We start from the raw sequence: 11618 nt of genomic DNA on the forward strand, positions 1-11618 counted from the left end.
GCGGTATGCTTGTAATATTTATTATAATCGTACTTTAGATAGCTTAAACCTAAATTATTATATGGAATTTATTTATGTGGTGCTTTTGCTGGTAATTATTTATCTGCTGATCACTAATAAAAATGCCAATAACGAGAAAATTGCAGGACTGGAGTACAGGTTATTTGAACTTCAAAAACTGATCCGGCAAATTACGCTAATCAATCCTACGGAGAAAACCACCAAGAGCGAACCTATTACTGACCCCGAAGAGGCACCAAAGCCTGAGCCGGTGATTTCTCCGGTTATAAAACCACCCGCCCCAATTATAATTAAGCCGAAAAGTGCAACGCACCATGATGATATAGCGAATACGCAAAAATCATTGCACCATATAGATAAGCCATCAGGTGAGCCTTTATTTGAGAAACAAGAACGGAAGCTTTCTTTTTTTGAACAGTATCCTGATCTGGAGAAGTTTATTGGCGAAAATCTGGTTAATAAAATCGGCATAGCCATATTGGTATTAGCTATCGGCTTTTTTGTAAAATATGCCATTGATAATAACTGGGTTGGCCCGGTGGGCAGAGTTAGCATAGGTGTAATTTGCGGCGGTATATTAATTGGTATTGCCCATAGGTTACGGAATAGCTATCGCGCCTTTAGCTCTGTACTGGTAGGCGGGGGGCTTGCTGTGTTATATTTTACCATAACATTAGCCTATCATCAGTTTCATCTTTTTAATCAAACGGCTTCATTTATAATCCTTATCGTAATAACTGCATTCGCTGTTGTTTTGTCGCTATTGTATAATAAACAGGAACTTGCCGTAATAGCATTGGTAGGCGGCCTTTTAAGTCCGTTTTTAGTAAGCAGCGATCAGGCCAATTACATCGCATTCTTTACCTACCTGGTTATATTAAACGCGGGATTGTTGGTTATTGCCTACAACAAATCATGGCGTATACTTAATGCAACTGCATTCGGGCTAACTGCAATTGTGTTTTTAGCCACTTTAACTACGTTAACTGAGTCAACCTATTCAACAGGGTTTTGGTATGCAGGGATATTGTATTTAATGTTTTTCAGCATAAATGTTGCTAATAATATTAAAGAGAACAAGAAGTTTATTGCAAGCGATTTTACAATCTTGCTTGTTAACACGGGCCTGTATTTTGCCCTAGGGTTGTATTTGTTAAGTGCGATGCATCAACACCAAATGCGTGGTTTATTCTCTGCCGCGCTGGCCGTTATAAACCTAATATTATCATTTCTGTTATTCAGGAATAAAAAGGCAGATAATAATATTCTTTATTTGCTTATTGGTATCACACTTACTTTTATATCCTTAACTGCACCTATACAACTTAACGGACATTATATTACGCTGTTTTGGGCCGCGGAAACCGTACTGCTTTATTGGCTTTATTTAAAATCCAATATCCGGTTAATGAAACTCACCTCGTTAATTGTTGCGGGTGCCATGCTGATAAGCCTGATGTTGGATTGGGTGAATTTATATGGATCATCATATTTAACGCTAACTATTATTGCTAATAAGGGTTTTATTACTACCGTAGTAGCTGCTTTGAGCTTTTATCTGCTCAGTAGATTGGTGGAGCAAGATAGTAGCCAACCCGTTTATGGGATTTCCCTGCCGCCAACTGTTTTTAAATATATTGCCTTTATATTCTTCTTTTTAAGCGGATTGCTGGAGGTTAACCATCAATTCTCTAACCGCTATCCTAACATTGATCTAAACGTAGTTTATATAATGATGTATATACCGGCATTTATATTTTCCTTTTATATTTTAACAAAGCGGATAAAGAACTTGCAGTTTATGTGGCCGGTAGCTGCTGGAGTTATGGCTATTTGCATAATTGTATACTTGTTTGCGATGCCTGTTTTATTTAATGTGCAATACAATATTCTTATTGAACATAAGGTATCTGTAATGCATTTTGCAGCACATTGGCTGGGTGCCATTTTTATAAGTATGTTATTTTATCAGTTAATAAGCCTGTGCCGTAGTAATATTGATGAAGCTATGCGGCCTGCCCTTAGTTGGATACTCGCCGGCGCTGTAGTATTATTTTTAAGTTTGGAAGTAAGCCTTGTATGCAATATGCTTTTCTATAAACCGGGTATTGCACTTAGCAATATACAAACGGTATACATAAAGGTTGGCTTACCTATATTGTGGGGACTATCATCCTTCGCGTTTATGATATTGGGCATGCGTGGTAAGGTGCGTACTTTACGTATCATCTCCTTAACCCTGTTTACCATAACACTTGTTAAATTATTTGTATTTGATATACGCGGTATTCCGCCTGCCGGTAAAATAGCAGCGTTTTTTAGTTTGGGGGTGCTGCTGCTCATCGTTTCTTTTATGTATCAAAAAGTGAAAAAAATAATTGTTAGTGATGAAATTAAAAAGAACGATGAATAAACTACTATTAACGTTGGTTATTGTTTTAAATAGCATAAATGTAGTTTTCGCACAGCATACTTTTAAATACCGGGCAGTATTGCCTAAGCCGGATACTGCTGGTTTTTACCAAATAAATTTACCGCCTGCTGTAATTGCAAAAAGTAAATATGATCTGTCCGACTTAAGGATACTTGACGGGCAGGGAAAATTTGTTCCGTATGTGTTTGGTGATTTACTAAAGCGTAATTATCGCGATAGTTTTATTTCTTTTCCACAAATAGTACCTGCATCGCAACCGGATACGGTGACTACCTATATAGCTGAGAATAAGTTGCGCTCCACCATTAACGGGCTTATACTGAAGATGCGTAATACAAGCGTTCAGCGTATGGTTAGTGTGCTGGGCAGCGATGACATGACCAGGTGGTACGCCATAACCGAAGATGCTCAACTTGGCAGTGCAGTACCAGGCAATAACGCTGATGGGAATTATGAGCAGTTATTGAATTTTCCTGCCAGCACCTATCATTATTTTAAGATACAGGTAAATAACAGGCAAAAGGCACCTGTAGCTATTTTAGAAGCAGGCATATATAAACTTCAACAAGTAAATCCCGAATATACCGCCTTAAAAGGGCTAACCTTTACCCAAAAGGATAGTGGCAATATCAGTAGCGTTCATATTCGTTTAAGTAATGCCTATACCATTAATAAAATACATTTTGATATAGCAGTAACTAAATTCTTTAAACGTGCTATTGCTATTTATGCGGTTGAAAATCAAAATCGCACGTTTTTGGGCGATACAGTAATCAGTTCTGCAGGCGGTAATGATTTGTACTTTTCTGCCCGTGCCAAACAGATAGAATTAGAGATACAAAATGAAGATAACCCGCCACTAGCTTTTGAAAATATAACTGCCTATCAGTTAAATCAATCTTTAGTTGCCTATTTGAACAAAGCCGATACCTACCAGCTTTTATTTGGTGATAGTACAGCTATGAAACCATTTTACGATCTTGGGTATTTTGCAGACAGTCTGCACTTGCAGATACCCTTGCTAACTACCGGAAAAATTACTCCTAATCCGTTATATCAAAGAAAAATTGCGGATAGCGAACAGCATGTTCCCAAATGGTTAATATGGGCAGCAATTTTGATAGTGGTAACAATCCTTGCTGTGCTTACCTATAAGCTTACAAAAGAAATAGGTAAAAGGGAGTGAGGCAGCGTGCTAAACTTCCTTTGTAAGGACCGAATATTTTTTAAAATATCATTTGCAGATATCAAATTAATTATGTTGCTTTGAAACACAAAGTACTTTATAATGGAAGATAAAGATTTATACGCTGAGATCGCCTCCATCCGCAGCATAATGGAGCGCTCAACCAAGTTCATATCGCTCAGCGGTTTGTCTGGTGTTATGGCCGGAATTTATGCGCTGATAGGGGCAGGGTTAGCCTACAAGCTTATTTATACCGGCGAGCCACAGGTAGTTTATGTGCGCTATAACGACCCACTTGTGGTACAGTTGTTTTTAATAGCATGTGCGGTATTGGTATGCTCCATTGGTACAGGCGTCTGGCTTACTGTGCGCAAGGCGGCAAAAAAAGGTGAAAGTGTTTGGAACCAAAGCAGCCAGATGCTGTTGAAGAACGGGGCTTTACCTTTATTAACCGGAGGTTGTTTTGTTTTATTATTATTGTGCCGCGGTTATTACGGAGTTATATCGCCGGGATGCCTTATATTTTATGGTTTGGCATTAGTTGCCGCCAGTCGTTACACTTACGGGGATGTAAAATGGCTGGGCCTGTGTGACATAGGATTGGGCCTGCTGGCTACCCTGTTGCCGGGCTATGGTTTGCTTTTTTGGGCATTAGGCTTTGGAGTGCTGCATATTTTATATGGTACTATTATGCATTTTAAATACGACAGGTGAAGGTTACGTTAACTGATTTTGATAAGGCTTTTGAGAACCGCGTACGCTTGCAGATAATGAGTGTGCTGGTAGCTAACGAGAGTTATGATTTTAACTCGCTGAAGGAACTGCTTGCAGTAACCGATGGTAACCTGGCATCGCATCTTAAGGCGTTAGAGAAGGAGCAGTACATCACCATAAACAAATCCTTTTTAGGGCGAAAACCTAACACCCGTTATTTTGCTTCGGATTTGGGAAAAGCGGCTTTTAAAAAACATCTGCAGTCGCTCGAAAATTTAATAAAGCAGCAAAAACTGTAATTTTTTTACTTAATAACTTTGCAATTCAAAGTACTTTTAATATATATAAAATGGAAAAAATGATCAACAACTTATTACATGACAGGGTATCATTAACCGGCCTTATCCTGGTGGCGGTGTCGTCGGCCATTTTTATGCTAACCGGGAGCTATTCTACCGATACCTCCTTCTTTGGCGCTTTCTTTATTAATTATATGCTATCTGCCGGGTATTTACTGGTAGTGTGGATACATACCGCAACATCACACAAAGGCAAGTTATCCAAGGGTAAAATTCAGCATACGGTATTTTTGTTGCTATTATGGTTCATTAGTGCCTTCGCACTTAATCGCGAAATGAACGTTTTTGAAGATTCCGTAACCTGGCTTAGCGTGTGGATAGTATTGTCATGTGTGGTATTAATAGTATCGGCCTATTTTGAGGTAATTGGGAATGCAGTAAAGTATATAGTGTTTTTTTTTACGGGATCAGCCTTGCTGTTGTTTACTTATTACTCGCTCTATTTGTTACCGCTGTACGTTATTGGTTTAGTAGGTATTCTTGCTATTGGCATTTCGCTGCATACTTATGTGCCATTTTGCCTCGCGCTGGTTACAATAGTTATCATCATTAAAGCATATAAGCAGGATAAAAAAGTATTATACATGGCCATATCCGGCTTTGTATTGCCGATTATGTTTGCCGTTGTCTTTTTAATAAACTGGAGCCAAACCAACCGGAAGATCAACCTTATTATCAACCAAAACACTCTTGATGAGGGGCGTTTGCCCGCATGGGTAGCCGTTAGTCAGCAAATAAAAAATTCACCTTTTGCCGAACGTATTCTAAAAACAGGTTTGATCTATCACGAGGTGGCACCCGGAGGTTCATGGTTTTGGGGCGGCATGCCTTCACGTTCATTCGATGGCCGAAGAGAGCATGACCCGCTGGTAGTACTGGCAACTTTGTTTTTTAAAAAACCAAATTTAGATGAACGGGAGCAGATCAACATTTTAAAGGCGATGTATAATTCCCGCCACCAGGCGCAGGAAAGGTTATGGTCAGGCGATAATCTGGAGACAATAAGCATTATCAGTAACGTTAAACTTTTTCCGGAATACCGCTTAGCATATACCGAAAAAACACTCACCATAAAAAACAATACAGGTTGGGCGTGGAATCAGCAGGAGGCCATTTATACCTTCCACTTGCCGGAAGGAGCTGTGGTAAGTTCACTATCGTTATGGATAAATGGCAGGGAAGAAAAATCGCGACTTACCACCAAGGCAAAAGCAGATTCGGCCTATCAGCAGGTGGTGGGAGTAGAACAACACGACCCATCGGTGGTACATTGGCAGGAAGGTAACACCATAAGTGTGCGGGTATTCCCCTGTACCTCCCAGGAAAACCGTAAATTCAGGATAGGAATTACAAGTCCGCTTAGTAAACAGGGAAATCATTTGGTTTATGATAACGTTTTTTTTGACGGCCCGCAGGCGGCAAATGCTCTTGAGACCACACAGATAAGCTTTTCTGAAAAACCGATGAACCTGAAAATGCCATCTGTATTTAAACAAGCCGGTGTTGATAGATATATATCAAACAGCACTTATGAGCCGAATTGGCAAATAGCATGCGATGCACCTGCATTAAAAAGTACAGGTTTTACCTTCGGTGGAGCCCGCTATCAGGTAAGTAATTACCGTCAGCAATATGAAGCATTTACACCTGATGTTATTTATTTGGATGTAAACAGCTCGTGGACAAAGGATGAATTTAAACAGGTTTATACCAGCTTTAAAAAGCAGCCCGTTTACATTTATTACGATAAGCTGGTTAAACTTACCGATGCAAATGCCGATGAACTGTTCGACCTGCTGAAAGAAGAGAATTTTAGTCTTTTCCCTGTTAATAAGATCGGTCATCCTGCTACTGCTTTATTGGTATCTAAAAGCACCGATACTTCACCCAATTTAAACGATCTGGTGGGGAGTGGTTTTGCAGAGGATATGACAGCATATCTGAAACATCAACCCGGACAAATACGCCTGTTTAATATTGGTTATCAGCTTAGCCCATACCTTAAAGCATTAAAGGAACTGCGGGTATTTAACTACGCTAATGGCAGCTTAGCAGAGCTTTCGGAATTGCTTGATAAACACCGTTTTATACATAACGCGGAAAATAGCACGACAGTAGTAATTAGTAGCGCCGGCCTGATTATAAACAAGGGCGTAGCGGTAAATACAGGTCACGCTCCCGATCATATTTTACGGTTGTTTGCCTACAATGATATTATGAAACAGGTTGCCGCGGGTTACTTTAATGAAAATGAGGTGCCGGATTCTATAGTTGCCGAAGCGGAACAGGCTTATGTAGTGTCGCCGGTATCAAGTCTAATAGTGCTGGAAACCCCAAAGGATTATGAGCGTTTTGGTATCGAAGAAAACAAGAACAGTTTACAAAATGCCTCCATGAAATCATCAGGTGCGGTGCCTGAACCGCAGGAGTGGTTACTGATTCTGTTGGCTGCAAGTGTTGTTATCTACATGGTTACCAAACAAAAAATAGCTACCCAAAAACTGTAAACATGTTAGCAATACCCTTAAAGCAGTATCATAAACTTAACTACGCCATGCTATTAGGGCTTATATACCTGTTAATAACTATTTGGTTTATCCCCGGGTATTTTGTGTGGGACGCCAATATAATAGCAGGGCTGTTAAGTACCGTTAACATCCGGCAATTTTCATTAAGGTATTTACTCCCGGCACTAATAACAGCAGTGTTGGCTGTTATGGCTCCTGTAAACACAATGTTCTTTATTGCCGCACTATTTGCGCTGCTGCTACTGATAGAAAATAGCATAGGTAAACTGAACAATATGCTGCTGTTCTTCCTGGTGCTTATTTCACCGGTGTTTGCTCACATTACGCATCTGGCAGAGTTTCCGGCGAGGCTTTGGGTAAGTGATATGGTAGCCCGTGTACTAAGTTTTTCCGGCGCGAATATTACCGCCGAAGGTAACCAACTGGTAAGTGGCAATTATGAGTTTTCTGTAGATCCGGCGTGCGCGGGCTTAAATATGCTGGTAATGTCTTTACTGATAGGCCTGTTCTTATTAACTTTTTATCAAAGGCAATTGGGTAAGCAGGTTCGTTTTATACACGTATTAATGGTATGCGTGGTAACCGTGCTTTTAAATATCGTTTGTAATTTCTTCCGGATAATGTTGCTGGTGAACTTTAAAATTATGCCGGGTACTTTTTTTCATGACCTGGTGGGCATTGGGTGTTTAATAATATATGTGATGCTTCCTTTGCTGGTATGCCTCAGGCCGTTTGTTAAGCGATGGGGTAAAGAGGCTATAAGTGCGCCGCTGTTAAATACAAAAACCAATAACCGTGGCTTACGCTATCCGCTTTTACATCTGATACTGCTGGCTAATGTACTCTTTTTGGCCACTCATCTTATAAATGCCGATAAACTTATTGTCCCATCTGATAATATCCGCCTAAAAGGTTATATGAAAACAGCAATGGACAACGGGATCATTAAACTGGAAAATAAGGAGGCCCTGATCTACATTAAACCAACATCGTTTTATGCACCCGAACACGACCCGATGGTATGTTGGACAGGTAGCGGCTACCAGTTTAAAAAAATAAAAAAGGAAAGGGTAGCAGGCTTCAATATTTACATGGCCACCCTGCAAAAGCAAAAAGATAAGATATATGCCGCCTGGTGGTTTGATAACGGAAAACTTAAAACGGTCGATCAGTTAACCTGGCGGTGGGATGCTGCGAAAGGCAAAAGCAGGTTTTACCTGGTAAACGTGAATGCTGCAACGCCAAAGGCCCTCCACAGCAAAGTATTCAGGTTGCTTATAACTAAAGAGTTGTTTAATAATAATCCATCACAAATAAAAAAATAACCAATGAATACCTGTCATATAACTCAAAAGGATCTTTCACCGGACACGCCAAAAAAACATCGCCCGGTTATTAAATTGAAACGTACCCTAAACTACCATCGTTTAATGCGGCGTATTAAAATATGCCTTTGGATAGTTATTGCAGGGCTTGCTATTAGTGGTATTACGGCTTTTCCGCTGCAAACGGAACTTAACTGGCTTACTAACAATGGCAATTGGTTGCCTGTTGTCGCGCAACATTGGCTGCAAACCGTATACCATGCAATTGTCGTAAGTAATGCGCAATACCCCTTCTTGAGTTACGGAACCGACTGGCTGGCTTTTGCCCATCTTATGCTTGCCCTGCTGTTTGCAGGGCCGCTTCGCGATCCTGTAAAAAACTTGTGGGTAATACAATTCGGAATGCTGGCATGTTTGTGTGTGTTTCCGCTGGCATTTATAGCAGGTGCTGTGCGCGGCATACCATGGTTTTGGCGCTTTATTGATTGTAGTTTCGGGTTGCTGGGCATCATCCCGTTATTTATTGCTTATGCCAATGTTAAACACCTAAAATATCTGGACAGAAATGGACTCTAATGTGCTCACTTTTAATAAAAAATATGCATGGTTTGCCCTGGTATTGCTGGCAACCGAGGTATGGATAGCCGCTTGTATTCACGACGACTTGCTGCGCCCTTATGGCGGGGATCTTTTGGTGGTGATAATGCTGTATTGTATGGTTAAAACTTTTATAAAAAAGGATGCCCGCTCTATTGCGTTCAGCGTATTGCTGTTTGCCTACGCCATAGAGATATCACAATATTATAATTTAGTAGAAGTATTGGATTGGGGAAATAATAATTTGGCGCGTATAATAATAGGCACTACATTTCAGTGGGGGGATATATTGTCATATACCCTGGGTATTATATTGGTGTTGGCTTACGAACGGCTGGCCTGGAGCTTATCGAATTATTAACCTCACTCCAACACATTCCGGAGAAATTTAGAGGGCATTAATATTTGGGGTATTTTAACGTTACATAAAGGATGAAATATTTTGTAGATAAAAATTCAATTGTACGGCATATATGGGGAAAGGCAGATACGGTACTGTTTATTTTTGCGGGAGCGGCTGCCGAATTTGCAGTTAATAAAGCGGTAGACTGGCTGTATTTTACAGGGAGGTTACCGGCCGATCCGTTGGGGCGGTTGTTCTCTACGGTCACTTATGCAAGGCAAATCATATTTTCAAGCAATGACGATGCGCTTGCCGCAATAGACAAGATAACAGCCATCCATCAATCGGTAGAGAAAACCCGTGGAGCGCAAATACCCGCATGGGCCTATCGCGATGTTTTATTTATGTTGATAGATTATTCGGTACGTTCCTATGAACTGCTGGAACGACCTTTAACCGCGGCCGAAAAACAGGAAGTATTCAGGGTGTTCAACAAAGTGGGCCAGCGCATGGGTTTGGAAGGCTTGCCTGAAAGCTATCGCCAATGGCAGATAATGCGTAATCAGCATTTACACGCCGATCTGATAAAAAGCAAATTTACAACCGACCTTTATCGTCAGTATAAAAAGCATTTAGGTTTAATACGCTATTTATTAGTTAAGCAAGTGCAGTTATTGGTATGCCCGCCTTTAGTAACCCGTTTAATTGGTATAAATGGTATGCGATGGCTGGCACCTATTATAGCCATCTATAAATTTTTCCGGTTGATAAAGTTGGATAAACCCTTAAAAGGAGCACTATTGCCTGCACAATATAAGGTGCAGATACAAGGGCTGGATGTTTCTTCCTGAATCTTTTTCAGAGAGAAAGGAAAGATTAAATGATGTTTATAAAAAACCTCCCCGAAAGGGGAGGTTTAAAAGGAAATATGTTAGTTAAGTTTTTTTATCTCTACTCTGCGGTTCAATACCCGGCCTTCTTCGGTAGTGTTAGGAGCTACGGGTTTGCTTTCGCCATAGCCTTTTACCATCAGGTTATCTGCATTAACGCCGCTGTTAACCAGATAGGTTTTTACGGAGTTGGCACGTTCAACAGACAGTGCCATGTTATGCTCAGTAGTACCTTCGGCTGATGAATTGCCATTAAGTACAAATTTAACCGAGGGGTCTTTCTTCATTTCGGTAACTGCATTATCCAAAATAGGGTAAGCATCAGTTTTTAATATACCTGAGTTGAATTCAAACTGTATGTTTTTAAAGTTATAATCAGGTTTTGGTGCAGGTGGCGGTGGAGTAGGTTTTGCAGGTTCAGGTTTTGGTGTTTCAGCAACAACAGGTTTTGCAGGTTCAGCAGCAGGCGTTGGTTTGGCAGCCACCACCTTTTTTTTGGTTTTACAGGCCGGTAACAGCACTACTGATGAAAGAATAGCAATTGCAAGAACTGATGATTTGAATAGTTTCATAATTAAAAATTAGTTTGATTTGATATTGTATAGCGGTAAAAATATAAAAACGTTTGAAAAACCACTATTTATATTCCCGGTTGGTTAACGTATGCTTTAAATTCATTTGTTTGTATCATTACCCTATACCCGTACGTAATAGCATATAAAAACTAATTAAGATGTATAAAAGAATTTGCTTTGCATTAGTATTACTTGTAGGAATATCAGCCTGTAAAAATGGAGGTAATAAAGGCTGCGGCATGGTGGCCTGTACCCAGATATACACACAGATAGGTATCTTTTTTCAAGACAACCAGGGTAATGGAGTGGATGTTACCGGTCTTAAAGTAGTTAATTTGCGAACTAATAAAGAACTCACTCAGCCATTACCTACGCCCACCCAACTGCCCGGTAGCCATTTCACCATATTTGCCTCCGATACCAATCTTAATGAAATATCTGCCCAAGGCGATGATATCCGTGTTACGGCTACTTATGCCGCTACCGGCCAAACCATATCCGTTATCGAGAAATTAGCAGGCGGCAAGTGCCAATGCCATGTAGCAAGGATTTCCGGTCCGGAAACGGTTCAATTCAATTAAACTATTTTCTTCGGTTACGGTTTTTGCCAATTTATGCGTAATATTATACCCGTAAACCGCTTAGT

General features: G+C 40.3%; 11 protein-coding genes. 10 read left to right on the forward strand and 1 reads right to left on the reverse strand.

The window, feature by feature from the left end; translation table 11 throughout:
* The first annotated feature begins 61 nt into the window (after positions 1–61).
* The 9 genes from I5M19_RS15360 (at position 62) to I5M19_RS15400 (ending at position 10358) form a co-directional block, all read left to right on the forward strand.
* Positions 62–2434, forward strand: a complete 2373-nt coding sequence (locus tag I5M19_RS15360; RefSeq protein WP_200067244.1) for a DUF2339 domain-containing protein — start codon at positions 62–64, stop codon at positions 2432–2434.
* The gene (locus I5M19_RS15365; protein ID WP_200067245.1) at positions 2427–3641 is read left to right on the forward strand and encodes a hypothetical protein; all 1215 of its coding nucleotides are present in this window, start codon (positions 2427–2429) and stop codon (positions 3639–3641) included. Before I5M19_RS15360 ends, I5M19_RS15365 begins: the two co-directional genes overlap by 8 nt.
* Before the next feature lie 102 nt (positions 3642–3743).
* Positions 3744–4355, forward strand: a complete 612-nt coding sequence (locus tag I5M19_RS15370; protein ID WP_200067246.1) for a hypothetical protein — start codon at positions 3744–3746, stop codon at positions 4353–4355.
* Entirely contained in the window at positions 4352–4654 is a 303-nt protein-coding gene (locus tag I5M19_RS15375) for a winged helix-turn-helix domain-containing protein (protein ID WP_317193238.1), read from the forward strand. The genes I5M19_RS15370 and I5M19_RS15375 overlap by 4 nt, the downstream gene beginning before the upstream one ends.
* Before the next feature lie 50 nt (positions 4655–4704).
* A complete protein-coding gene (locus tag I5M19_RS15380; protein ID WP_200067247.1) occupies positions 4705–7221 on the forward strand; it encodes an XrtN system VIT domain-containing protein in 2517 nt (838 codons plus the stop codon).
* A gap of 2 nt (positions 7222–7223) precedes the next feature.
* Entirely contained in the window at positions 7224–8567 is a 1344-nt protein-coding gene (xrtN, locus tag I5M19_RS15385; protein WP_200067248.1) for an exosortase N, read from the forward strand.
* A 3-nt stretch (positions 8568–8570) separates the two neighbouring features.
* Entirely contained in the window at positions 8571–9143 is a 573-nt protein-coding gene (locus tag I5M19_RS15390; protein WP_200067249.1) for a hypothetical protein, read from the forward strand.
* A complete protein-coding gene (locus I5M19_RS15395; protein WP_200067250.1) occupies positions 9133–9525 on the forward strand; it encodes a ribosomal maturation YjgA family protein in 393 nt (130 codons plus the stop codon). The genes I5M19_RS15390 and I5M19_RS15395 overlap by 11 nt, the downstream gene beginning before the upstream one ends.
* 71 nt (positions 9526–9596) lie before the next feature.
* A complete protein-coding gene (locus I5M19_RS15400) occupies positions 9597–10358 on the forward strand; it encodes an oxygenase MpaB family protein (protein WP_200067251.1) in 762 nt (253 codons plus the stop codon).
* Between the two features lie 80 nt (positions 10359–10438).
* Here the strand turns inward: I5M19_RS15400 and I5M19_RS15405 are convergent, their stop codons facing one another.
* Positions 10439–10969 (reverse strand): OmpA family protein, encoded by a 531-nt coding sequence (locus I5M19_RS15405; RefSeq protein WP_200067252.1) that lies wholly within the window; start codon positions 10967–10969, stop codon positions 10439–10441.
* 161 nt (positions 10970–11130) lie between these two features.
* On the opposite strand from I5M19_RS15405, the gene I5M19_RS15410 reads away from it, so the two are divergent.
* On the forward strand, positions 11131–11553 hold the full coding sequence (locus I5M19_RS15410) for a hypothetical protein (RefSeq protein WP_200067253.1): 423 nt from the start codon (positions 11131–11133) through the stop codon (positions 11551–11553).
* The last annotated feature ends 65 nt before the right edge of the window (positions 11554–11618 follow it).

It is taken from the genome of Mucilaginibacter segetis (assembly GCF_016522075.1).
GTDB classification, from domain to species: Bacteria; Bacteroidota; Bacteroidia; order Sphingobacteriales; family Sphingobacteriaceae; genus Mucilaginibacter; species Mucilaginibacter segetis.

Coding starts and splice junctions, on each gene's coding strand:
- I5M19_RS15400 (WP_200067251.1), top strand. CDS start 9,597: ATGAAATATTTTGTAGATAAAAATTCAATTGTACGGCATATATGGGGA.
- I5M19_RS15365 (WP_200067245.1), top strand. CDS start 2,427: ATGAATAAACTACTATTAACGTTGGTTATTGTTTTAAATAGCATAAAT.
- I5M19_RS15370 (WP_200067246.1), top strand. CDS start 3,744: ATGGAAGATAAAGATTTATACGCTGAGATCGCCTCCATCCGCAGCATA.
- xrtN (WP_200067248.1), top strand. CDS start 7,224: ATGTTAGCAATACCCTTAAAGCAGTATCATAAACTTAACTACGCCATG.
- I5M19_RS15410 (WP_200067253.1), top strand. CDS start 11,131: ATGTATAAAAGAATTTGCTTTGCATTAGTATTACTTGTAGGAATATCA.
- I5M19_RS15395 (WP_200067250.1), top strand. CDS start 9,133: ATGGACTCTAATGTGCTCACTTTTAATAAAAAATATGCATGGTTTGCC.
- I5M19_RS15380 (WP_200067247.1), top strand. CDS start 4,705: ATGGAAAAAATGATCAACAACTTATTACATGACAGGGTATCATTAACC.
- I5M19_RS15360 (WP_200067244.1), top strand. CDS start 62: ATGGAATTTATTTATGTGGTGCTTTTGCTGGTAATTATTTATCTGCTG.
- I5M19_RS15390 (WP_200067249.1), top strand. CDS start 8,571: ATGAATACCTGTCATATAACTCAAAAGGATCTTTCACCGGACACGCCA.
- I5M19_RS15405 (WP_200067252.1), bottom strand. CDS start 10,969: ATGAAACTATTCAAATCATCAGTTCTTGCAATTGCTATTCTTTCATCA.